The following is a 20,955-nucleotide window of genomic DNA, read 5'->3' on the forward strand; positions in this document are numbered from 1 at the left end:
TGCGCAGCAACCTAGCTGGGTCGGTCCAAGGGCGCAACACCGACGGCGGGGGTCGGTTCGTCGGCTTGGATCTGGCACCAGCCCCAATGGTCGAATATCCACGGCGAGCACAAGTCCAGCGACAGCCGCACGAAACACGGCGCCGCACGCGCAGCCGCGGGCAGCTGCAGGCGCAATGTGCCGTCCGCGTCATGTCGCAGCGGCGCGCTCTGCCAGGCCCAGCGCTGCGATGTTGCCGGGTTCACCAGGTCCAGCCGCAGCCAGCGCCACCACACGCGGGGCGGGTGCCACGGCAGGGCTGCCGGCATCGGAGCGTCCGGCTCGAAATAGGTTTCGTCGCGCTCCGCCATTCGGCGCAGGCGCTTGCCGCTCAACGCGAGTTGGCTGCGATGCGCCTGCAGGGCGGCGCGCTTGCCGGCGAGCTGGGCGGCCGTGGCAGGCATCTTCAAGGCGCGCCGATCCCCCTTGTCGCCATGCACGAGGTAGGCGAGCAGCGCCGGCGGCGTGGCGTGGCCGGCCAATGCCAGCCGCACCAGCACGTGCGCCGCGCTGTGGTCGGGATGCCGATCCTGCAATGACGGCACGGCGATCAGGTCGGGGGCGAAGCGGTCGATCGCATCGCGGATGGCGGCCACGGCCAGGTCGGTCGATCGCAGCAAGAGGCCGGTGACGCCGAGGTCGGGCCAGTCCAGGGATTGCAACGCAGTCGCCGGTACCCCCAGCGCGGCGAGCGCATGCTGCAATTCGGCCGCGCGCCGCTGCGCCCAGCGGCGCCGATCCGCCGCGCCGAGGCGCCAGCGGCGTTCCAGCGCGCGCTGCGGCCAGGGATTGTTGTCGCCGGCGGTCAGCAGCAGGATGCGCACCTCGCCACCGGCCGCCAGCACTTGCTGCAGCAGCACGCCGGTGGCCAGGGTTTCGTCATCGGGATGCGGCGCGATCACCAGCAGACGGGTGCTCGCGGAGAACTCTGGCCCACCGTCGCCCCGGGCACTGTCCATCAGCGCCACCGGGACAGCAGCTCCAGCAGCAGCAGATCCGGGCGCAAGGGGCCGCGCAGGCCCTCGCGTGCGCGGTTGCTGGCGTCGTGCCAATCGCCCAGCGCCGCCGCGTCCAGCGCGCTGCCCAGTGGCGGGCGATCGCCCAGCGAACGGGCGCGCAGTTCGTCGGCCGCGGCCTGCGCGGCAAACCACAGCCGTTGCGCCGGCTCGTCGTCCAGCCAGCGCTTGACCACCTCGGCCGCTTGGCCGCGCCCGCCGGCCAGCGCCGCCAGGTCGCGGCGGACTTCGGTGCGCTGCTCCAGCGCGCCATGCCGGCTCCATTGCATGGCGAGTCCCGGGTTGCCACCGGCTGCCGCCAGCGCCGCCCTGCCGTCGGCCACGCCTTCGCGCTGCAGCCAGGCCAGCGCCAGCGCCGGTTCGGGCAGATGGAACTCGATCCGCTGGCAACGGCTGCGGATCGTCGGCGGCAACCGCCACGGCGCATCGGCCAGCAGGATCAGCATGGTTTGCGCAGCCGGTTCCTCCAGCGTCTTCAGCAAGGCATTGGCCGCCGCGGCGTTCATCGCGTCGGCCGGGTCGATGGTGACCACTTGCCAGCCGCCGAGCTGGCTGCGCATGGCCAGCCGGGCGGACAACTCGCGGATCTGGTCGACCACGATCTCGGTGCGTGGCGTGCCGTCCTTGCGCAAGCCGAAGGTCAGTTCCACCCGGTCCGGATGCGAGCCGGCCGCGCTCAACCGGCAACCCCGGCAATGCCCGCAGGCTTCGCCGTGCACCGGCTCGGTGCACAGCAGGCCGCGCACGAAACGCTGCGCGAACGCACGCTTGCCCAGGCCGGCGGCACCACACAGCAGCAGGGCGTGCGGCAGCGCGCCGCGCTCGCGACGGGCCTGCAGCCGCGACCAATGATCCTCGTGCCATGGCAGTGCGTTCATCGGGCCGACCCTTCCAGCCACTCGATCAAGGCATGCGTGGCCGCCTGCAGCACCTGCCCGGGAGCCTGGCTGGCGTCGATGACGCGGAAGCGGTTCGGCTCCTGTGCCGCGCGGTCGCGGTAGCTGGCACGCACCCGCTCGAAGAACGCGTCCGCCTCGGACTCGATGCGGTCGGCCTCGCCGCGACCGGCGGCACGGGCGCGCCCGGCCGCGACCGGCAGGTCGAGCAGCAAAGTGAGATCGGGCTTCACGCCGTCGCAGGCCCAGCGCTCCAGTTCCTCGATGCGCGCGGCGGGCTGGCCGCGTCCACCGCCCTGGTAGGCGTAACTCGCGTCGGCAAAGCGGTCGCACACCACCCACTGCCCCGCAGCCAGCGCGGGCTCGATCACCTCGCGCACCAGCTGTGCGCGCGAGGCGAACATCAACAGCAGTTCGGTCTCCGCCGCCAGCGGGGCCAGCGCCGGATCCAGCACGATCGCGCGCACCGCCTCGCCCACCGGCGTGCCGCCCGGCTCGCGCGCCTGCACCACCGACAGCCCGCGCTGGCGAAGGCAGGCCAGCACGCCGGCCAGCAAGGTGCTCTTGCCGGCGCCCTCGCCGCCCTCGAGGCTGATGAACCTGCCGCGCGCGGGACTCATCGGCAGCGCTTCCGCTGGTAGCAGTCGACGTTGCGGTTGTGCTCGGCCAGGGTGCTGGAGAACACGTGGCTGCCATCGCCGCGCGCCACGAAATACAACGCATCGCCGGCGGCGGGATGCAGCGCGGCCGCGATCGCCGGCCGGCCCGGCAGGGCGATCGGCGTGGGCGGGAGGCCGGGCCGGGTGTAGGTGTTGTAGGGCGTGTCGGCGGCGAGATCGCTCTTGCGGATGTTGCCGTCGTAACGCGCGCCCATGCCGTAGATCACGCTGGGGTCGGTCTGCAGCAGCATGTGATGCTCCAGGCGCCGGACGAACACCCCGGCGATCTTCGCACGCTCGTCGGCGCGGCCGGTTTCCTTCTCCACGATCGAGGCCAGGATCAGCGCCTGGTACGGATTGGCCAGCGGCAAGTCCGGCGCACGCCCCGGCCAAAGCGCCGCCAGCGTACGCTCCATCGCCGCATGGGCGCGGCGCAGGATGTCCAGCTCGCCGTCGCCCTTCACGTAGGCGTAGGTCTCTGGCAGGAAGCGTCCTTCCGGCGCCTCGCCGCCGGCGCCGATGCGCTGCATGATCGTCGCGTCGTCGAGGCCGCTGGTGTCGTGCTGCAGCACGTCGGCCTGGGCCAGCGCGCGGCGCAGCTCGGCGAACGTCCAGCCGTCGACGATAGTGAAGTTGCGCTGCAGGACCTTGCCCGCCGCCATGTCCGACAGCAACTGGCGCGGCGTGATGCCGGGCGCGAGCGCATATTCCCCCGCGTGCAGCTTGCCGGCCACGTGCATCTGCTCGGCCAGCAATCGCCAGTACCACGGGCTGGCCGTGGTCAGACCCTGTCGCCGCAGCTCGGCGACGATGCCCCGGAAACTGGTGCCGCGGCTGACGTCGATGCTTTGCTGTTGCGGCGATACGTTCAACGCGGTCACGCTGAAACGATGGTAGTCGTTCCAGCCCACCGCCAGCGCCGCAGCGAGCGCCAGCGCCAGCACCACCAGCAGCAACCCGTGCAGCCGCGCAGCCCCGCGCATCGCTCGAACACTCATCCGCCCTGCTCCATTGAAAATCCCAGATCGCGCCAATGCTGCTGCAACCGGCGCGCCACTGCGCCGGGTGCCCAGGTCCAACGCTCCAGCGACTGTACCGGCACGATGCCGCGCACGCTCGAACTCAGGAACAGCTCGCTGGCCCCGGCCAGGGCCTCCAACCCGATCTCGGCCACGCGCGCCGACATCGCCTCCAGCACCTCGGCCCGCGCGACCCCGGCGATGCCGCAGCGGTCCACGGCCGGGGTCAGCAACTCGCCGTCGATCACCGCGAACAGGTTGGCCATGGTCGCCGAAATCACATGGCCGTGGCCATCGCACAGCACGCCTTCGGCGATCGCCGGATCGTTCCACTCGGCGCGCGCCAGCACCTGCTCCAACCGGTTCAGATGCTTGACGCCGGCCAGTCGCGGCTGCTCGGCCAGCCGCAGCCGGCACACCCGCATGCGCACGCCGTGGATGGCCGCCTCTCCCACCGGCGGCGGCGGGAACGCGGCCACCACGCGGGTGGGTCGCGGCGCTGTCGGAGGCGCATAACCGCGCTCGCCGATGCCGCGCGTCACGGTGATACGCACCACCGCATGCGCCATGTCCGCCCGGACCTGCTGCGTTTCGTGCCAGAGCTGGTCCGGGTCGGGTGCGGGAATCAGCAGGCGCTCGCAACCGGCCGTCAGCCGCTGCATGTGCCGCGCCCACAGCGGCGCGCGCGTGCCGACCATGCGGATGCTCTCGAACAGGCCGTCGCCGTAACCGAAGCCGCGGTCGAGCACGCTGACCCGATCCGCGGCCACGCCGTCGACCAGCAGCCGCGCCGCCATCAGCCCGGCTTCCCGAGCGCGCGCAGCAGGCCGCGTGCCTTGGCGCGCGTCTCGTCCAGCTCGGCGGCGGCTTCCGAGTCGGCGACGATGCCCGCGCCGGCGCGCAGGCTCACGTGCTCGCCGCTCAGCGTCAGGGTGCGGATCAGGATGTTCAAGTCGAGCTCGCCATTGCAGTCCAGGTAGCCCAGCGCGCCGGTATAGGCGCCGCGCGGCGTGCGCTCCAGCGCGGCGATGATCTCCATGCAGCGTACCTTGGGGCAGCCGGTGATGGTGCCGCCGGGAAAGGTGGCGGCGATCACCTCGCCCGGCGTCACGCCGGCGCGCAGCCGTCCGCGTACATTGGAGACGATGTGGTGAACATGGGCGTAACTCTCCACCACCATCAGCTCGTCGACCTCGACCGTGCCCGGCGCGCAGACACGACCCAGGTCGTTGCGCTCCAGGTCGAGCAGCATCACGTGTTCGGCACGCTCCTTCGGGTGGGCGCTCAGTTCGCGGATGCGCGCGTGCTCGTCGTCGCCGTTCAGCCGCGGGCGCGTACCGGCGATCGGACGCGTCTGCGCCACGCCGCCGCGCACTTCCACCAGGCGTTCGGGCGAGGAACTCAGCACGGCCCAGCCCGGCTGTTGCAGCAAACCGGCGAACGGCGCCGGGTTGGCGCGGCGCAAGGCGTCGTAAAGCGCCGCCGGCTGGGGAGGCAGCGCGTAGCGGGCGTTCCAGCCGCGCGACAGGTTCACCTGGAACGTGTCGCCGGCCCGGAGGTGTTCGTGAATGCGCTGCACGCCATCGAGGAAGTCGCCGGGCGGGTCTTCCTCGATGGTCTCGAGTGCGGGCAACGGCGGCCATGCCGCCGGCGATGCAAGATCGGCTTCGAGCCGGTCGAGCAACGGCTCGAAGCCGGCCTCGGCGACCAGCCAGGTGCATTCGTGCCAATGGTCGACGATGATCGCCGCCGGGCAGCGCACGGCCAGCGCCAACGGCAGCGTCGAGCTGGGCGGCAACTTCAATCGGGGCTCGATCTCGGCGGCCAGTTCATAGCTCAGCAGCAAAACCCAACCGCCGTGGAACGGCAACTCGTCGGCGCCAGCCGGGCACCGCCCGGCAAGCCACACCCGGTCCAGCGCATCGAGAAAGCGACCCGGCTGCACGCGACCGTCACCGTCGCGCAACACGCCATCGGCGACCAGTTCCAGCCGCTCGCCGGGAAACGCGAACAGGATGTCGTAGCGCGATTGCGCGCTGCCGTGCACGACGCTCTGCAACAGGCACGGATAGCGCTCGGGGAGCGTCGCCGCCGGCGCGAGAAGATCGCGCCGGCCGTCCAGCCGGCGCCGATGGCAAGCCATGCCCGCGTCGGTCAAACGCGACGGAACGCCAGCGTGCCGTTGGTGCCGCCGAAGCCGAACGAGTTGGACAGCACCACGTCGAGCTTCGCCTCGCGCGCGACGTTGGGCACGAAGTCGAGGTCGCAGCCTTCGCCCGGCTCGTCCAGGTTGATCGTGGGCGGCAGCACCTGGTCGCGCAGCGCCAGCACGCTGAAGATCGCCTCGACGCCACCGGCCGCGCCCAGCAGATGGCCGGTGGTGGATTTGGTGGAGCTCATCGCCAGCTTGTACGCGTGGTCGCCGAACACCTTCTTCGCCGCCATCACCTCGCCGAGGTCGCCCAGCGGCGTGGAGGTGCCGTGGGCGTTGACATACTGCACGTCGGACGGATTGAGGCCGGCGTCGTTCAACGCGGTCTGGATGCAGCGCGCCGCGCCTTCGCCGCCTTCGCTGGGCGCGGTCATGTGGAATGCGTCGCCGCTCATGCCGAAGCCGACCAGCTCGGCGTAGATGCGCGCGCCGCGCGCCTTGGCATGCTCGTACTCCTCCAGCATCACCACGCCGGCGCCGTCGGACAGCACGAAGCCGTCGCGATCCTTGTCCCACGGGCGGCTCGCCTTGGTCGGCTCGTCGTTGCGGGTGGACATCGCCTTGGCCGAGCAGAAGCCGGCCATCGCGGTGCCGGTGGTGGCGAACTCGGCGCCGCCGGCGATCATCGCGTCGGCATCGCCGTACTGGATCATGCGTGCGGCCAGGCCGATGTTGTGCGCGCCGGTGGTACAGGCAGTGACGCAGGCGATGTTGGGCCCCTTCAGGCCGAACATGATGGACAGCTGGCCCGAGACCATGTTGATGATCGAGCTGGGCACGTAGAACGGCGACACGCGGCGCGGACCCTTGGCGGCCAGCTCCAGCGTGGTCGATTCGATCGTGTACAGGCCGCCGATACCGGCGCCCACCGCCACGCCGACGCGAGGTGCGTTGGCCTCGGTGATCTCCAGGCCCGAATCGCGCAGAGCCTGGGTGCCCGCCGCCACGCCGTAATGGATGAACGGGTCCATCTTCTTGACGTCCTTGAGCGGCATCCATTCGGCCGGGTCGAAACCGCTGACCTGTCCGGCGATGCGCGTCGAGTAGGCCGAGGTGTCGAAGTGGACGACGGGGCCGATGCCGCTCTCGCCCTTGACCACCCGATCCCACGCGCTGGCGATGTCGTTGCCGACGGGCGAGATGATGCCCATGCCGGTCACTACTACTCGACGCTTGCTCATGCTTGTTCCTTCGTTATTCCCGGGAAGCTGCCACGACCGATGGCCGGCGCGGCGCGCTCCGGGTGCGTCGTCCGTGGCGCCCGACGATGCGCGATGCACCATACGGGTTCGGACGTTGCGAAATTCAGAAACGAAAACTGCGCCATTCAGGCGCAGCATTCGATACCGCTGCCCATCCTTGCCGGCTCGCACGGGGCGTGCCAGGCGGGATGGACATGCCTCCGGAACCGATCAGTCCTTGGAGTGGGCCTTGATGTAGTCGACGGCCTGCTGCACGGTGGTGATCTTCTCGGCATCCTCGTCCGGGATCTCGGTCTCGAACTCTTCCTCGAGCGCCATCACCAGCTCCACCGTGTCCAGCGAGTCCGCGCCCAGATCATCCACGAACGAAGCGTTCGCCGTGACTTCATCTTCCTTCACGCCCAACTGCTCGACGACGATTTTCTTGACGCGTTCTTCGATGGTGCTCATGTTGCCCATACCTCTCAAGGGGTGATTGTTTGTCGGTACCGGTCCGACTGCATGGCTCAAGACCGGCGGCATTGTAGTGGCTAAGCGCCAGTGCTGCCACGATTCGCCGGCGATGGCTGGCCACGGCCGCCGTTGACCGACGCGAAAGCGCAATTGTCGCCTAAAAAGAGCCTGCTGGCGACAACTCCGTGCGCCGGCCTCACGGCATGTACATCCCGCCGTTGACGTGCAAGGTCTCGCCGGTGATGTAGGACGCCGCAGGCGAAGCCAGGAATCCCACGGCCTTGGCGATGTCGCCGGCATCGCCCAGACGGCCGAGCGCGATCTGGCCGAGCAACCCGTGGCGGGTCTCTTCCGGCAGTGCGCGGGTCATGTCGGTGTCGATGAAGCCGGGCGCCACCACGTTGACCGTGATGCCGCGCGTGCCGATCTCGCGCGCCAGCGATTTGGAGAACGCGATGATGCCGGCCTTCGCCGCCGCGTAGTTCGCCTGGCCGGGGTTGCCGGTGAGCCCGATCACCGAGGCGATCGAAATGATGCGGCCCTTCTTCGCCTTCATCATGCCGCGCATCACCGCCTTCGACGTGCGGTACACGGAGGTGAGGTTGGTGTCGATGATCGCCTGCCAGTCCTCCTCCTTCATCCGCATCAGCAACTGGTCGCGGGTGATGCCGGCGTTGTTGACCAGGATCGAGACCGGGCCGAATTCCTTCGCGATGGCGTCGACCAGCGCCTCGACGGCGGCGCCGTCGGTGACGTCCAGCACGCGGCCGTGACCGCCGTGCGCAGCCATCCGCTCACCGATCGCGGCGGCGCCGCCTTCGCTGGTGGCGGTGCCGATCACGATGGCGCCCATGGCCGCCAGCTCGTCCGCGATCGCCGCGCCGATGCCGCGGCTGGCGCCGGTGACCAGCGCGATTTCACCTTGCAGTGGGTTGCTCATTGTCGGGTGTTCCTTCGGGGAATCGGAAAACTGAAAACTCACGCCCACTCGGCGCGGGCGGCATCGAGCTGGGCCGGATCGCCAAGCGGGCGCGCCTCGATGCTCTTGTCGATGCGCTTGATCAGTCCGGCCAGCACCTTGCCCGGCCCGCATTCGGCGATGCGCGTGGCACCGCCCGCGGCCAGTGCCTGCACGCACTCGGTCCAGCGCACCGGCAGGTACAACTGGCGCTGCAAGGCGCCGCGGATCTCCTCGACCGTGCCGTAGCTGCGCGCCTCGGCGTTCTGGATCACCGGCACGCGCGGAAGCTGCCAGTCGATCGTGGCCATCCGCTCGCCCAACCGATCGGCCGCCTCGCGCATCAGTGCGCAGTGCGACGGCACCGACACGGCCAGCTTGATCGCCTTCTTCACGCCCAGCTCGGCGAGCCGGACCAGCGCACGATCGACCGCCTCGGTGTTGCCGGCGATCACCAGTTGTCCCGGTGAATTGAAATTGGCCGGTGACACGACCTGCCCTTGCGCCACCTCTTCGCAGACAGCCGCGATCTGCGCATCATCGCCACCGAGGATGGCCGCCATCGCGCCCACGCCGGCCGGCACTGCAGCCTGCATCAGGCGCCCGCGCTCGGCCACCAGGGCGGCCGCGTCGTGCAAGGACAGCGAACCGGCGCAGACCAGCGCGCTGTACTCGCCCAGGCTGTGGCCCGCCAGTTGTGCCGGATCCACGCCACCCAGCTTCTGCCACACGCGCCACACCGCCACGCTGGCAGCCAGCAGCGCCGGCTGGGTGTGCTCGGTGCGGTTGAGCTGTTCCTCCGGCCCCTGCATGGCGAGGCTCCACAGATCGACGCCGGCGCCCTGCGAAGCTTCCCCGAACGCCGACTGCACCTCGGCGTGCGCAGCAGCCAGCTCGGTCAGCATGCCGACCGATTGCGAGCCCTGACCGGGGAAAACGAAAGCCAGCGAAGCGGAAGTGGAACTCATGGAGGCGCAAATCCCGTCGACGAAAACCGCCATGGTGCCAGCATCGACGGCCATACGCAGCTGTATTCCGCATTTTCCGGGACACAAAACACGATGCCGCCTGGCTGGGCGGCATCACGAAGAACTCGCCGGAACCGCGGTGGCTCAGTAACGCAGCAACGCCGAGGCCCAGGTGAAACCGCCGCCGAATGCTTCCAGCAACAGGTTCTGGCCACGCTGCACCTTGCCCGAACGCACCGCGTAATCGAGCGCGAGCGGCACCGAACCCGAGGACGTGTTCGCATGCTTGTCGACCGTCACGATGACCCGCTCCATCGACATGTTCAGCCGCTTGGCGGTCGCCTCGATGATGCGCAGGTTGGCCTGGTGCGGGATCAGCCAGTCGATGTCCGACTCCTGCATGCCGGCCGCCTCCAGCGTCTCGCCGACCAGGGCGTCCAGCGTCTTCACCGCGACCTTGAACACCTCGCGCCCGGACATGCGGATGCGCACGCCGTGATTGGGCTCGTCGCTGAAACCGGCCGACACGCCCACCGGGTTGTACAGCAGGTGCTTGTAGCCGCCGTCGGCGTGCAGGCAGGTGGCGTAGACGCCCGGTTCGCTGGACGCCTCCAGCACCACCGCGCCGGCGCCGTCGCCGAACAGCACGCAGGTTTCGCGCTCCGTCCAGTCGACCATCCGGGTGAGCGTCTCGGCGCCCACCACCAGCACCTTCTTCGACTGCCCGCTGCGGATGAACTTGTCGGCAACGCCCAACGCGTAGACGAAGCCCGAGCACGCCGCATTCACGTCGAACGCCGCGCATCCGTTGGCACCCAGGCGATGCTGCAGCAGGCAGGCGGTGGAAGGAAAGATGAGGTCCGGCGTGGTCGTGCCGAGCACGATCAGGTCGAGTTCGGACGCCTTGACGCCCGCCGCCTCCAGCGCGTTCTGCGCGGCCCGGAAGGACAAGTCGCCCGTGGTTTCGCCGTCGGCGGCGATGTGCCGCTGGCGGATGCCGGTGCGGGTGCGGATCCACTCGTCGCTGGTGTCGACGATCTTTTCCAGATCGGCATTGGTGACGATACGCTCGGGCAAGGCGCTGCCGGTGGCGACGAGGCGGGAATAAATCTGGGTCATTCAACTTTCCATCGGCAGGGACTGCGGGATCGGCCGCTGGGCCGACGCCGTACGTTACGTGCCCGGGTGGCGGAACGCAAAAACGGCGCGTCGCCGCGCCGTTCCGGTTGATCGCCCGGCGGGACCCCGCAGGGCCCCGGCAACCCGGTCAATCCTCGACCGACACCGCGGCCTTGGCCTGGATCACCTTCTTGCCACGGTAGTAGCCGTCCTTGGTGACGTGGTGGCGCAGGTGCACCTCGCCGCTGGTCGGGTCGGTGGATAGCTGCACGGTGCTCAGCTTGTCGTGGGCACGACGCATGCCGCGGGTGGACGGGGTACGGCGGCTCTTGGCAACAGCCATGGTAGTTCTCCAACTGAAACGTGGTGAAATGAAACGGGATGATCGTTGATCGAACGGCCCGGATCAGGCGAGCCGGGCCGACGTTATTTCTTCAGCTCGCGCAATACCGCGAACGGATTCTCCGAGCGCCCCGATTCGGCATGATCCTGCGCCGGGTCGTGGCCTGTCACTTCGTCGGGCAATCGGCTGTCCGGGTTGACCGGGACCAGCGGCAGCGCCAACAGCAATTCGTCCTCTATCACATCCGCCGGTCGCAGGCGGCCATCCTCGGACACCAGCAGCGGTTCGCAATCGGGCGGCAACCCCGCCTCGTCGCGCTCCTGGCCGATCAGCCCCAGCCGCGTGTGCACCGCAACCGGCAGCACGAACGGTTCCAGCGAACGCTGACAGATCAACGTCAGCGGCGCGCTGGCGCGGACATCCACGTAGCTGGTGCCGAGATCGTCGCGCCCGAAATCAAGCGTGAAACTGACCTCGCCACCGGTGCCGGCAAGTGCCTCGCCGAGGCGCCGCAGGCTCGCGATGGGCAGCGTTCCCTCGAATGAACGCCGCGCCGAGACCATGCGCCAAGCGTCCACGGACTCTGGCAGTGTCACGGACATAATCGCGGAATGGTAGGTTTGCCGGGTCGCCAAGTCAACCCGCGGCTGCGCCGGACCGCCGACGCCGACGTCTGTCAGGTGCATTTTGCCTGATCCCGCCCCGATGCGGCAGACTGGGCCACTCCCGCACGACGAAGCCGCGCCCTTGAATCCGTACCTCACGTTCAGCGTGGCGGCCTGCCTCGCCATCCTGATCCTGCTGGCCGGCACGGCCATGCTGCTGCGCAAGCACCAGAACCGGCGCGCCGGCAGCATCCGCGACCTGCTGGACCTCGCCGACCGGCTGGAGATCGACCTGAAAACCTGCCGCTCCGGCCTGCAGCAGGCGCATGCGGTGATGTCGCTGAACCCGGACCTGCCCGCCGCCAGTGAAAAGGACGCCCGTCACGCGGTCGATGCCGGGCTGCGCGCGCTGCTGCAGCAACGCTTGTGGATTCGCGACCGGTCCCCCGCCGCGAGCCAGCACGAACTGGACGAAACCGCCAGCTCGATGCGCGAGGCGCGCGACCGCCTGCAGCCGCTGCTGAAGGCACTGGCCCAGGCGCAAACCGAGCTGAACAGCGCGATGCGCGAGCAGATCCGCCGCGACTCGGACCACTGATGGACAAACTGCACACGCGACGCCGCATCGTGCTGGCCTCGACCTCCCGCTACCGCGCCGACCTGCTGCGCCGCCTGCTGGCGGATTTCGAGCAGGCCGCGCCCGATACCGACGAGACACCGCAGGCCGGGGAAGCTCCCGCGTCGCGTGCCCTGCGCCTGGCGATCGCCAAGGCAACCGCCGTGGCCGCGGATTTCGACGACGCGCTGGTGATCGGCTCCGACCAGGTGGCCGCGCTCGACGGCGCCATCCTGCGCAAGCCCGGCAGCGTGGAGGCGGCCCGCGAGCAGCTCGGCGCCAGCTCCGGCTGCGTCGTGCATTTCCACACCGCGTTGTGCCTGCTCGACACCCGTCATGGCCGCTCGCAAACCCACGTGGATGACACCCGGGTCCGCTTTCGCGAGCTGGGCAGCGCGGAAATCGAGCGCTACGTCACATGCGAGCTGCCGCTGGATTGCGCCGGCAGCTTCAAGTGCGAAGGATTGGGCATCAGCCTGTTCGAGGAAATCGACAATCGCGATCCCAGCGCCCTGATCGGCCTGCCGCTGATCGCACTCGCGCGCATGCTGCGCCAGGCCGGCGTCGCCGTGCCCTGAGCGGCGACGGGCGTGCCGCTACACTGCCGGGCACACGGCGCGGACCGCGCCCGCCTTGGCTCCAGACCGTCGAGAAACCATGTCCGCCACCATCGAGCCCCGCGCCGAAGCGCTGCAACAACGCCTGCAAGCCGCGATCGACCAGGTCAATCGCGTCCTGCTGGGCAAGCCGCATCAGGTCAAACTCGCCTTCACCTGCCTGATCGCCGGCGGCCACCTGCTGCTGGAGGATGTGCCCGGCGTGGGCAAGACCACCCTGGCGCATGCGCTGGCCGCCACCTTCGGGCTGGAGTTCCAGCGCGTGCAGTTCACCAGCGACCTGCTGCCGTCGGACATCATCGGGGTCAGCGTCTACGAGCGCGACAGCGGGAGCTTCCGCTTCCATCCCGGGCCGATCTTCACCGGCCTGCTGCTCGCCGACGAGATCAATCGGGCCAGCCCCAAGACGCAAAGCGCGCTGCTCGAGGCGATGGCGGAGAACCAGGTCACCGTGGACGGCCAGACCCACGCGCTGGCCCCACCCTTTTTCGTCGTCGCCACGCAGAATCCGCTCGATCTCAACGGCACCTTCCCGCTGCCGGATTCGCAACTGGACCGGTTCATGCTGCGGCTGTCGCTGGATTACCCCGACCCCGGCGCCGAGCGCGCGCTGCTCACCGGCAGCGATCGCCGCGACATGCTGGCCCGACTCACCCCGCAGCTGGACGCCGAATCGCTGCTGGCCCTGCACCAGCGGGCGCAGGCCATCACTGCCAGCAGCGCCCTGCTCGACTATCTGCAGGCGCTGCTGGCCGCGAGCCGGCGCCATCCGGAGATCCGCGCGGGCCTGTCGCCACGCGCGGGCCTGGCGTTGCTGGGCGCTGCCCGCGCCTGGGCCATGCTCAGCGGCCGCAGTCATGTACTGCCCGAAGACATCCAGGCCCTGTTCGTGCCGCTGGCAGCTCACCGACTGCCGGCCACGCGGGGGGCCGACGGAGCGCAGCTGGCGCGGCAGTTGCTGACCGAGGTGGCGGTGGATTGATGCGAGGCCTGATGCAACGCCTGCAACGCCGGGCGGAAAAGCGCCTGCCGGCGTTGACCCGCTACCGCCGCCCGGAGCGATTGCCGATCACCCTGCATCGCCGACGCATCTATATCGTGCCCAGCGGCTTCGGCCTCGGCTTCACCGTGCTGTTGCTGGTGATGCTGGTCGGCGCGCTGAACTACAACAACAACGCCGCCCTGCTGCTGACCTGCCTGCTCGGCGCAGCGAGTGCGGCGAGCATGCTGGTGGCATTCCGCAACCTCGACGGGCTGCGCCTGGATCACCTGCGCGCCGGCCACGCGATCGCCGGCGAGGCGATCGAGCTGGTGTGCTCGTTCCATTCGGATCGCCCGCGCGGCGCCCTCCGACTGGACCTGGACGACGAATCGACTGCCTTCGCCGTGGACAGCGCCGACGCCGCCCAGGTCCGCCTGCGCCTGTCGACCCACCGGCGCGGCTGGCAACCGCTGCCGCGACTGCGCCTGTGGACCAGTTGGCCGCTGGGCATGTTCCGCGCCTGGAGCTGGCTGCACCCGGAGCAATCCGTGCTGGTCTGGCCGCGCCCGGAGGCGACCGGTCCGGCGCCACGGGCGATGGCCGACGACGCCCGCCGCATGCAACTTCACCGCGGCGAGGAACTGGCCGCGTTGCGCGACTATCGCGCCGGCGATCCGCAACGGCACATCGCCTGGAAACCCAGCGCCCGCCACGACGACCTGCTGGTGAAGGACTTCGAACAGCCGCGCAGCCGGCCGCAGTGGCGCCTGGACTGGCGGCAACTGCATGGTCTGGACGATGAAGCCCGCATCGCGCGACTGGCACGCTGGCTCAACGAGGCGCAGGCGCAGCGCTGCAGCTACAGCCTGTGGCTGCCGGGCACCGAGATCGGCAGCGGCAGCGGACTGCAGCACTACGTCCGCTGCATGGACGCGCTGGCGGGCCTGCCGTGAGCGGGCGCAGGAAACCGGGCAAGCCGGCGATCGCGCTGCCACAACGCGCGTTCGACCTGCTCTGCCTCAGCGCAGCCTTCGTGCTGGCGGTCAACGCCAGCCACCTGCCGTGGTGGCTCAGTGCCGCGCTTGCCGTGATCCTGGGCAGCCGCTGGTGGCAGCGTCACCGCCACCCCGGTCGCGTGCCGCAGGCGATCAAGCTGCCGCTGCTGACCCTGCTGACCCTGGCGATCATCGCCTACTACGGCAACCTGTTCGGGCGTGCGCCGGGCACCGCGCTGGGCATCGGCCTGCTGGTGCTCAAGCTGCTGGAAACCGAAACGCTGCGCGACGTGCGCGTCGGGGTGGGCTTTGCCTGTTTCACCCTGATGACCGCCCTGCTGTTCGACCAGGGCATGGTCAGCACGCTGGTGGTGGCGCTGGGACTGGTGCCCGCGCTGGCCACCCTGCGGGCGCTGGAACCCGCGCAACCGGCGACCGGCATGGCGCGCAGCTTCATGCCCGCGCTGGCGCTGCTGGCGGCGGCACTCCCGCTGGCCTTGCTCGCCTTCGTGCTGGTGCCCCGGCTGGGTTCGCCGTTGTGGGGCGCACCCGGCCGCGACCAGGCGCGCACCGGCCTCAGCGACCGCATGAGTCCGGGTGCCTTCACCGAGCTGTTGACCGACGATCACCCGGCCATGCGGGTCACCTTCGACGGCCCACCGCCGCCGCCGGACCAGCGCTACTTTCGCGCCTTCGTCATGGCCAGGTACGACGGCGTGAGCTGGAGCTATGACGACGTGGCCCACGCAGCACCGGTGCCGCTCGAGGTCGAGCAGTCGATCGGCTACCGGATCAACCTGCTGCCCACGCACCGCCGCGTGCTGCCGACCCTGGACGTGCCGATCGAGGCGCCCGCGGGGGCCGTCATGCACAGGGACCGCGTGGTGGTAGCCAGCCGACCGGTCGACGATGCGCTCAGCTATGCGCTCGGTTCGGCCACGCGATACCGGCTCGAACCGCAGTTGGACGCGCGACCCCAGCGCTGGCTGCAGCTCCCCGCCCGCTTCAACCCGCGCACGCTGGCGCTCGGCCAATCCTGGCGCGAGCGCCACGGCAGCGACGACAACGCCATCGTCCGCGAGGCGCTGGCGCTGTTTCACGATGGCGGGTTTCGCTACACGCTCGCGCCGGCGCCGTTGGGCCGCGACGCCATGGACGATTTCCTGTTCGCCACGCGCGAAGGCTATTGCGAGCACTACTCGTCCGCATTCACCGTGCTGATGCGCGCAGCCGGCATTCCGGCACGCGTGGTCACCGGCTACCAGGGTGGCTACTGGAACAAGCTGGGCAACTATCTGCTGGTGCGCAACTCCGATGCCCATGCCTGGAGCGAAGTGTGGCTGGCCGGTCGCGGCTGGGTGCGCGTCGACCCCACGGCCGCCGTGCGCCCCGAACGGGTCAGCCTGGGCGCTGCCGCTGCCGCGGGTGATCAGCTGGACTGGTACCGACGCGACTGGCTGCAGCAGTTCCGCAATCGCTGGGACATTGTCAACCGCTGGTGGGACCAGGGCGTTGTGGCGTTTGATGCGCTACGTCAGCGCGGCTTGCTGACCCCGTTCGGCATCCGCGACACCGACACGAGGACGCTGGGCGTGCTGCTGGCCATCGGCAGCAGCCTGTTCGTCGCCATCGGGCTGGCGTGGGCATTGCGGCGGCGGCAGCCGCGCGACCCGTTGCGGGAGGCCTTGCGCGCGCTGGAACGCAAGCTCGCACGGCAACGGGTCGTCCGGCGGACCGGCGAAGGCCCGCAGCACTACCTGAGCCGCGCGGCACGTGCCCTGCCGGCGCAGCGCGGCCAGCTGACGGAGTTGATGCAGCAGTACCTGGAGCTTTGCTATGCCAGCGACGAACCCGCGCCTGAATCAGTCCACGCGTTCCGGCGCATGGTGCGGGATTTTCGGGTAACGAACGTGGTCAAATGACATCGATGCGATGGTGGACACCATCGTTCCTGACGGAGAAAACCTCATGTCTCTTTACCGTCCTCTCACCCTCGCCGCCGCGGTTGCCGTGCTGGGTGGTTGTGCGACGATCCCGCAACCGCTGCAGGGAAACTACGCCACCGTCTCCACCGCCAGTGCGCGACAGGGCGGCGCCGGCGACACCCCGGTTCGCTGGGGTGGCGAGATCATCAAGACCGAACCCGGCCCGCAGCAGACCTGCTTCTTCGTGCTGTCGCGCCCGCTGGACAAGCAGGCACGACCGCGCCTGGGCAATTCGGGCGAGAACGACGGCCGCTTCGTCGCCTGCCGTGACGGTTTCTACGACCCTGAGGTGTTCACCCGCGGACGCGAGCTGACCGTGACCGGCACCCTGCACGGCACCGTGACCAAGAAGGTCGGCGAGTACGACTATGCCTACCCGCGCGTCGAGGCGAACGTGGTCTACCTGTGGCCCAAGCGACAGCCCCGCGCAGCCTACCCGCCCGGCTTCTACGACCCGTTCTGGGGCCCGGGCTTCGGCCCGTACTGGGGCAGCCCGTGGGGCTATCCGTACTGGGGCGGCCCGCGGGTGATCGTGGTGCGTCCGCCGGCACCGCCACCGCCGCCGAAGAAGTAACCATCTGCCTACGAAAACGCCGGCTCGCAGCCGGCGTTTTCCGTTTTTCGTCAGGTCCGCGCCGGTCAGCCCGGCGGCCAATGCATGCGGCGTCCGGCCAGCAGATGGACATGGATGTGGAAGACGGTCTGGCCGCCATCCTCGTTGCAGTTGATCACGGTGCGATAACCCTGCTCGGCGAAGCCTTCCTGCTTGGCGTAGGCCGCGGCGGCCAGCAGCAGTTTTCCGAGCAGGGCCGCCTGTTCCGGAGTCGCGTCGTTGAGCGTCGCCAGCGACTGCCTGGGAATGAACAGCACGTGCACCGGTGCCTGCGGATTCAGATCGCGGAAGCCCAGCACCTCGTCGTCCTCGTAGACGATGTCGGCGGGAATCTCGCGGCGGACGATCTTGCTGAAAATGGTATCGCTCATGCTTGACTCCCTCGATCCGGCGGCGCGGTGGCCGTCATCAGTCCAGTATCTGGCGACCGCCGAACGCATGCGCCAGCGTGCTGCGGTCGACGTATTCCAGTTCGCCGCCCAGCGGCACGCCGTAGGCCAGCCGGGTCGGGCGCACGCCACCGGCACGCGCCAGTTGCGCGAGGTAGTGCGCGGTCGCGTCACCTTCCACGGTGGGATTGGTGGCGATGATCATCTCCTCGATCTCGCCCTCGCCCAGGCGCCGGGTCAGTTTCGCCAGCCCCAGTTCTTCCGGCCCGAGCCCGTCCAGCGGCGACAGCCGGCCCATCAGCACGAAGTACTGGCCACGATAACCGGTGGCCTGCTCGATCGCCGCCAGTTCGGTCGGCGACTCGACCACGCACAACACCTGTCGATCACGACTGGCACTGGCGCACAACGCGCACAGCGGCTCCTCGCTGAAATTGCGGCAACGCTCGCAGTGGCCGATCTTCTCCATCGCCTGCGCCATCACCCGCGCAAGCCGCGACCCGCGCTCGCGCTCGCGCTCAAGCAGATGAAACGCCATCCGCTGCGCACTCTTGCCACCCACGCCGGGCAGGCAGCGCAGCGCCTCGATCAGTTCGGCAAGAAGTGGGGAGCTGTTCATGGGCCCTTGGCCGCGAATGGGGAATCGGGAATGGAGAGTCGGGAAAGCACGGCTCGCTGGCTCCCGCGCCTGGTCTCGCGATTCCCCATTTCCGATTTCCGGCTCAAAACGGCATCTTGAACCCGGCCGGCAGGTTCATCCCGGCGGTGACGCCGCCGAGCTTGTCCTTGCTGGCCTGGGCAACTTTGTTGACGGCGTCGTTCACGGCGGCGGCGACGAGGTCTTCCGCCATCTCGGGGTCGTCGGCAAAGGTCTGCCGGTCGATCTGCACGCGGCGCACTTCATGCGCGCCGGTCATCACCACGCTGACCAGGCCGCCGCCGGCGCTGCCGGTGACTTCGAGTTTCGCGATCTCCTCCTGCGCGCGCTTCATGTCTTCCTGCATGCGCTGCGCCTGCTGCATCAACTGACCGATTTGTCCTCTCATCATCTGGCTCCGGGTTCGTTGCCCAAGGGTTTGACGGATTGCGGCACGACGCGGGCGCCGAAGTCGCGCTTCAGGCTCTGCACCAGCGGATCGTCCTCGATCGCCTGCTCGGCCGCGCTCTGCGCGCTGTCGCGTGCCTTGGCCGCGCGCGCCGCCGGGGTCTGCATGGCGTCGGCCTGGCTCTCGCTGACGAAGCGCAGGCGGATGGTCTCGCCCAGCGCCTGGCTGATGCGATCCTCCATCTGGCTGACCATGGGCTCCACCGCCATGCCCATGTGCGCCGGCTGCAACGCCAGCACCAGGGTCTGGCCGTCACGCTCGCGCAGCACCGCGTTCTGCGCCACCACGCTGAACGGCCCGCGCAGCTGGGCCCGTTCGATCAGCGCCTCCCAATCCGGCCGGCCGCTCGCATCGCGTGCAATCGGCGCGGGCGCCGGAGCCTGCGCGGCTGGCTCGCGCGGTGCTGGCGCGGGTGTCGGCGTGGCAGCGCGAGCATCTGCGGACGGCGGTGCGGGTGCACGCGCGTGCGCCTGGCTCGTCGGCGCCCGCGGCGCCACGCGCGCCGCCGCGGGTTCGTCGCCCGGACGGAAAGCGAGCATGCGCAGCAAGGCCATCTCGAAACCGGTGCGGGCGTCGGGCGCCAGCGTGAGGTCGCGCCGGCCCGTCACTGCAATCTGGTAGTACAGCTGCACGTCCTCCGGCGTGATGCGCCCGGCGAGGTCGGCCAGCGCGCCGTCGGCGTCATCCGCTTCCGGCCGGTAGCCGGGAATCAGCTGGATCAGCTGCAGGCGATGCAGCAGGCCGGCGATGTCGTCGAGCACGCCGCCGAAGTCGGGCGAATAGGAGGCGATCTGCGTGCACTCGACCAGCAGCTGCTCGCCGTCGCCCGAAGCCAGCGCCTCCAGTACGCCGAGCACCTGCCCGCGCGCCACGCTGCCCAGCATGGTGCGCACGTCGTCGGCGTGCAGCGCGCCGCCGCCATAGGCGATGGCCTGGTCAAGCAGCGACAGGCCATCGCGCAGCGAGCCGTCCGCGGCGCGGGCCAGCTCGCCGATCGCGCTGTCTTCATAGGCGATGTTCTCGGCACCCAGGATGTGCCGCATCTGGCCGGAGATCTGCTCCGGCAGCAGCCGCTTCAGGTTGAACTTCAGGCAACGCGACAGCACCGTCACCGGCAGCTTCTGCGGGTCGGTGGTGGCGAGCAGGAACTTCACGTGCGGTGGCGGCTCTTCCAGCGTCTTCAGCAACGCGTTGAACGCGTTCTTCGACAGCATGTGCACCTCGTCGACCAGGTACACCTTGAAGCGGCCGCGCGACGGCGCGTACTGCGCGTTCTCGATCACCTCGCGCACGTCGTCCACGCCGGTGTTGCTGGCCGCATCGATCTCCAGCAGGTCGACGAAGCGGCCTTCGTCCACCGCCGTGCACACCGAACACTCGCCGCAGGGATCGGCCGACTGGCCGCGCTCGCAGTTCAGCGACTTGGCGAAGATGCGTGCAATGGTGGTCTTGCCGACGCCGCGGGTGCCGGTGAACAGGTAGGCGTGATGCATGCGGCCGGTGTCGAGCGCGTTGGTGAGCGCGCGCACCACGTGTTCCTGCCCCACCAGCTCGGAGAACTTGCGCGGGCGCCACTTGCGGGCGAGTACCTGATAGGACATGACTGCCAACGTGGGGACAAAGGTCGATTGTGCCAAGTCGGCGCACGCAAGTCAGCAAACGTCCGGCCCGAAATGGTGGCGGCCCCGCCAGCCACACCCCGGCACCCGAGTCATTCGCTACCGTTGCTTCCTTCCGGACCTGGCGGAGTTTGCGAACTATCGTCGCGGGGGGACCGACGGGGCCACCATGGACGTCAAGCGATTACGCTTGTTGCTGTGTTGTTGCTGTTGCTGTTGCGCCAGCTTCATGCCGTCGCAGTTTGTTCAGAAACTGGCGGAGAGGGCGGGATTCGAACCCGCGATACGGGGATAAGCCGTATACACACTTTCCAGGCGTGCTCCTTCAACCACTCGGACACCTCTCCGCAAAATCTTTGTCGCACCATCTCGCAGCGGGCGGGATTGTTCGGCTCATCCTGAGCCTCACCCCTCACTGGCGTTCGGGGCCAGCCTGGCGGCTGTCCAAATTCGTTCCAGACGAATTTGTCGAACCCGCGATACGGGGATAAGCCGTATACACACTTTCCAGGCGTGCTCCTTCAACCACTCGGACACCTCTCCA

At 69.2% G+C, this 20,955-nt stretch carries 23 protein-coding genes, 1 tRNA gene and 1 other RNA gene; 6 read left to right on the forward strand and 19 right to left on the reverse strand.

Annotated features, from left to right (window positions below; genetic code table 11):
- Positions 1 to 11: 11 nt before the first annotated feature.
- The 13 genes from ACVCMI_RS10680 to ACVCMI_RS10740 form a co-directional block, all read right to left on the reverse strand.
- On the reverse strand, positions 12 to 998 hold the full coding sequence (locus ACVCMI_RS10680; protein ID WP_447098843.1) for a PIG-L deacetylase family protein: 987 nt from the start codon (positions 996 to 998) through the stop codon (positions 12 to 14).
- On the reverse strand, positions 998 to 1,933 hold the full coding sequence (holB, locus tag ACVCMI_RS10685; protein ID WP_447098842.1) for a DNA polymerase III subunit delta': 936 nt from the start codon (positions 1,931 to 1,933) through the stop codon (positions 998 to 1,000). Before holB ends, ACVCMI_RS10680 begins: the two co-directional genes overlap by 1 nt.
- The gene (gene tmk / locus ACVCMI_RS10690; protein WP_447098841.1) at positions 1,930 to 2,571 is read right to left on the reverse strand and encodes a dTMP kinase; all 642 of its coding nucleotides are present in this window, start codon (positions 2,569 to 2,571) and stop codon (positions 1,930 to 1,932) included. The genes holB and tmk overlap by 4 nt, the downstream gene beginning before the upstream one ends.
- Positions 2,568 to 3,608, reverse strand: coding sequence for an endolytic transglycosylase MltG (gene mltG, locus ACVCMI_RS10695; RefSeq protein WP_395118624.1), 1,041 nt, complete (start codon positions 3,606 to 3,608; stop codon positions 2,568 to 2,570). Before mltG ends, tmk begins: the two co-directional genes overlap by 4 nt.
- Positions 3,605 to 4,426 carry an aminodeoxychorismate lyase gene (gene pabC / locus ACVCMI_RS10700; protein ID WP_447098840.1) on the reverse strand — a complete coding sequence of 274 codons (822 nt, stop codon included), beginning with the start codon at positions 4,424 to 4,426 and terminating at the stop codon, positions 3,605 to 3,607. Before pabC ends, mltG begins: the two co-directional genes overlap by 4 nt.
- Positions 4,426 to 5,772, reverse strand: coding sequence for an aminodeoxychorismate synthase component I (locus tag ACVCMI_RS10705; RefSeq protein ID WP_447098839.1), 1,347 nt, complete (start codon positions 5,770 to 5,772; stop codon positions 4,426 to 4,428). The genes pabC and ACVCMI_RS10705 overlap by 1 nt, the downstream gene beginning before the upstream one ends.
- An 11-nt stretch (positions 5,773 to 5,783) precedes the next feature.
- Positions 5,784 to 7,022, reverse strand: coding sequence for a beta-ketoacyl-ACP synthase II (gene fabF, locus ACVCMI_RS10710; RefSeq protein WP_447098838.1), 1,239 nt, complete (start codon positions 7,020 to 7,022; stop codon positions 5,784 to 5,786).
- A 231-nt stretch (positions 7,023 to 7,253) separates the two neighbouring features.
- On the reverse strand, positions 7,254 to 7,493 hold the full coding sequence (gene acpP / locus ACVCMI_RS10715) for an acyl carrier protein (protein WP_007513179.1): 240 nt from the start codon (positions 7,491 to 7,493) through the stop codon (positions 7,254 to 7,256).
- A 199-nt stretch (positions 7,494 to 7,692) separates the two neighbouring features.
- Positions 7,693 to 8,436, reverse strand: coding sequence for a 3-oxoacyl-ACP reductase FabG (fabG, locus tag ACVCMI_RS10720; RefSeq protein ID WP_395118632.1), 744 nt, complete (start codon positions 8,434 to 8,436; stop codon positions 7,693 to 7,695).
- Positions 8,437 to 8,474: 38 nt separating this feature from the next.
- Positions 8,475 to 9,422, reverse strand: a complete 948-nt coding sequence (fabD, locus tag ACVCMI_RS10725) for an ACP S-malonyltransferase (RefSeq protein WP_447098837.1) — start codon at positions 9,420 to 9,422, stop codon at positions 8,475 to 8,477.
- Positions 9,423 to 9,566: 144 nt separating this feature from the next.
- Positions 9,567 to 10,541, reverse strand: coding sequence for a beta-ketoacyl-ACP synthase III (locus ACVCMI_RS10730; RefSeq protein WP_447098836.1), 975 nt, complete (start codon positions 10,539 to 10,541; stop codon positions 9,567 to 9,569).
- A 148-nt stretch (positions 10,542 to 10,689) separates the two neighbouring features.
- Positions 10,690 to 10,884, reverse strand: coding sequence for a 50S ribosomal protein L32 (gene rpmF, locus ACVCMI_RS10735; protein WP_136257062.1), 195 nt, complete (start codon positions 10,882 to 10,884; stop codon positions 10,690 to 10,692).
- Between the two features lie 83 nt (positions 10,885 to 10,967).
- A complete protein-coding gene (locus ACVCMI_RS10740; RefSeq protein WP_395121392.1) occupies positions 10,968 to 11,486 on the reverse strand; it encodes a YceD family protein in 519 nt (172 codons plus the stop codon).
- A gap of 145 nt (positions 11,487 to 11,631) precedes the next feature.
- Between ACVCMI_RS10740 and ACVCMI_RS10745 the strand changes: the two genes are divergently transcribed.
- From ACVCMI_RS10745 to ACVCMI_RS10770, 6 genes are all read left to right on the forward strand, one after another.
- On the forward strand, positions 11,632 to 12,087 hold the full coding sequence (locus ACVCMI_RS10745) for a hypothetical protein (protein WP_447098835.1): 456 nt from the start codon (positions 11,632 to 11,634) through the stop codon (positions 12,085 to 12,087).
- Positions 12,087 to 12,683: a Maf family protein gene (locus tag ACVCMI_RS10750; RefSeq protein ID WP_447098834.1), complete on the forward strand. Its 597-nt coding sequence runs from the start codon at positions 12,087 to 12,089 to the stop codon at positions 12,681 to 12,683. The genes ACVCMI_RS10745 and ACVCMI_RS10750 overlap by 1 nt, the downstream gene beginning before the upstream one ends.
- Positions 12,684 to 12,762: 79 nt before the next feature.
- A complete protein-coding gene (locus ACVCMI_RS10755) occupies positions 12,763 to 13,704 on the forward strand; it encodes an AAA family ATPase (RefSeq protein ID WP_395118642.1) in 942 nt (313 codons plus the stop codon).
- Positions 13,704 to 14,657: a DUF58 domain-containing protein gene (locus ACVCMI_RS10760; RefSeq protein WP_447098833.1), complete on the forward strand. Its 954-nt coding sequence runs from the start codon at positions 13,704 to 13,706 to the stop codon at positions 14,655 to 14,657. The genes ACVCMI_RS10755 and ACVCMI_RS10760 overlap by 1 nt, the downstream gene beginning before the upstream one ends.
- The gene (locus tag ACVCMI_RS10765; RefSeq protein WP_447098832.1) at positions 14,654 to 16,621 is read left to right on the forward strand and encodes a transglutaminase TgpA family protein; all 1,968 of its coding nucleotides are present in this window, start codon (positions 14,654 to 14,656) and stop codon (positions 16,619 to 16,621) included. The genes ACVCMI_RS10760 and ACVCMI_RS10765 overlap by 4 nt, the downstream gene beginning before the upstream one ends.
- Positions 16,622 to 16,667: 46 nt before the next feature.
- Complete coding sequence (locus tag ACVCMI_RS10770; RefSeq protein ID WP_447098831.1) at positions 16,668 to 17,258, forward strand: Slp family lipoprotein; 591 nt, start codon at positions 16,668 to 16,670, stop codon at positions 17,256 to 17,258.
- A gap of 65 nt (positions 17,259 to 17,323) precedes the next feature.
- Here ACVCMI_RS10770 and ACVCMI_RS10775 read toward each other — a convergent pair whose 3' ends face one another.
- The 6 genes from ACVCMI_RS10775 to ACVCMI_RS10800 form a co-directional block, all read right to left on the reverse strand.
- The gene (locus ACVCMI_RS10775) at positions 17,324 to 17,668 is read right to left on the reverse strand and encodes a histidine triad nucleotide-binding protein (protein WP_395118650.1); all 345 of its coding nucleotides are present in this window, start codon (positions 17,666 to 17,668) and stop codon (positions 17,324 to 17,326) included.
- Positions 17,669 to 17,705: 37 nt separating this feature from the next.
- The gene (gene recR, locus ACVCMI_RS10780) at positions 17,706 to 18,305 is read right to left on the reverse strand and encodes a recombination mediator RecR (protein WP_447098830.1); all 600 of its coding nucleotides are present in this window, start codon (positions 18,303 to 18,305) and stop codon (positions 17,706 to 17,708) included.
- Positions 18,306 to 18,408: 103 nt separating this feature from the next.
- The gene (locus ACVCMI_RS10785) at positions 18,409 to 18,732 is read right to left on the reverse strand and encodes a YbaB/EbfC family nucleoid-associated protein (RefSeq protein WP_395121393.1); all 324 of its coding nucleotides are present in this window, start codon (positions 18,730 to 18,732) and stop codon (positions 18,409 to 18,411) included.
- On the reverse strand, positions 18,732 to 20,393 hold the full coding sequence (gene dnaX / locus ACVCMI_RS10790; RefSeq protein ID WP_447098829.1) for a DNA polymerase III subunit gamma/tau: 1,662 nt from the start codon (positions 20,391 to 20,393) through the stop codon (positions 18,732 to 18,734). Before dnaX ends, ACVCMI_RS10785 begins: the two co-directional genes overlap by 1 nt.
- 82 nt (positions 20,394 to 20,475) lie before the next feature.
- An RNA gene (gene ffs, locus ACVCMI_RS10795) (signal recognition particle sRNA small type) lies at positions 20,476 to 20,572 on the reverse strand.
- A 93-nt stretch (positions 20,573 to 20,665) separates the two neighbouring features.
- Positions 20,666 to 20,758 (reverse strand) — tRNA-Ser (locus ACVCMI_RS10800).
- Positions 20,759 to 20,955 lie beyond the last annotated feature (197 nt).

This window comes from Rhodanobacter sp. UC4448_H15, assembly GCF_052978265.1.

Bases quoted from the DNA above. Each gene is read 5' to 3' on its own strand.
- fabD (WP_447098837.1), bottom strand. From the start codon at position 9,422: ATGAGTTCCACTTCCGCTTCGCTGGCTTTCGTTTTCCCCGGTCAGGGC.
- recR (WP_447098830.1), bottom strand. From the start codon at position 18,305: ATGAACAGCTCCCCACTTCTTGCCGAACTGATCGAGGCGCTGCGCTGC.
- ACVCMI_RS10750 (WP_447098834.1), top strand. From the start codon at position 12,087: ATGGACAAACTGCACACGCGACGCCGCATCGTGCTGGCCTCGACCTCC.
- pabC (WP_447098840.1), bottom strand. From the start codon at position 4,426: ATGGCGGCGCGGCTGCTGGTCGACGGCGTGGCCGCGGATCGGGTCAGC.
- dnaX (WP_447098829.1), bottom strand. From the start codon at position 20,393: ATGTCCTATCAGGTACTCGCCCGCAAGTGGCGCCCGCGCAAGTTCTCC.
- ACVCMI_RS10740 (WP_395121392.1), bottom strand. From the start codon at position 11,486: ATGTCCGTGACACTGCCAGAGTCCGTGGACGCTTGGCGCATGGTCTCG.
- ACVCMI_RS10680 (WP_447098843.1), bottom strand. From the start codon at position 998: ATGGACAGTGCCCGGGGCGACGGTGGGCCAGAGTTCTCCGCGAGCACC.
- ACVCMI_RS10760 (WP_447098833.1), top strand. From the start codon at position 13,704: ATGCGAGGCCTGATGCAACGCCTGCAACGCCGGGCGGAAAAGCGCCTG.
- tmk (WP_447098841.1), bottom strand. From the start codon at position 2,571: ATGAGTCCCGCGCGCGGCAGGTTCATCAGCCTCGAGGGCGGCGAGGGC.
- rpmF (WP_136257062.1), bottom strand. From the start codon at position 10,884: ATGGCTGTTGCCAAGAGCCGCCGTACCCCGTCCACCCGCGGCATGCGT.
- acpP (WP_007513179.1), bottom strand. From the start codon at position 7,493: ATGAGCACCATCGAAGAACGCGTCAAGAAAATCGTCGTCGAGCAGTTG.
- ACVCMI_RS10775 (WP_395118650.1), bottom strand. From the start codon at position 17,668: ATGAGCGATACCATTTTCAGCAAGATCGTCCGCCGCGAGATTCCCGCC.
- mltG (WP_395118624.1), bottom strand. From the start codon at position 3,608: ATGAGTGTTCGAGCGATGCGCGGGGCTGCGCGGCTGCACGGGTTGCTG.
- ACVCMI_RS10785 (WP_395121393.1), bottom strand. From the start codon at position 18,732: ATGAGAGGACAAATCGGTCAGTTGATGCAGCAGGCGCAGCGCATGCAG.
- ACVCMI_RS10770 (WP_447098831.1), top strand. From the start codon at position 16,668: ATGTCTCTTTACCGTCCTCTCACCCTCGCCGCCGCGGTTGCCGTGCTG.
- ACVCMI_RS10705 (WP_447098839.1), bottom strand. From the start codon at position 5,772: ATGGCTTGCCATCGGCGCCGGCTGGACGGCCGGCGCGATCTTCTCGCG.
- ACVCMI_RS10730 (WP_447098836.1), bottom strand. From the start codon at position 10,541: ATGACCCAGATTTATTCCCGCCTCGTCGCCACCGGCAGCGCCTTGCCC.
- fabG (WP_395118632.1), bottom strand. From the start codon at position 8,436: ATGAGCAACCCACTGCAAGGTGAAATCGCGCTGGTCACCGGCGCCAGC.
- ACVCMI_RS10755 (WP_395118642.1), top strand. From the start codon at position 12,763: ATGTCCGCCACCATCGAGCCCCGCGCCGAAGCGCTGCAACAACGCCTG.
- fabF (WP_447098838.1), bottom strand. From the start codon at position 7,022: ATGAGCAAGCGTCGAGTAGTAGTGACCGGCATGGGCATCATCTCGCCC.
- holB (WP_447098842.1), bottom strand. From the start codon at position 1,933: ATGAACGCACTGCCATGGCACGAGGATCATTGGTCGCGGCTGCAGGCC.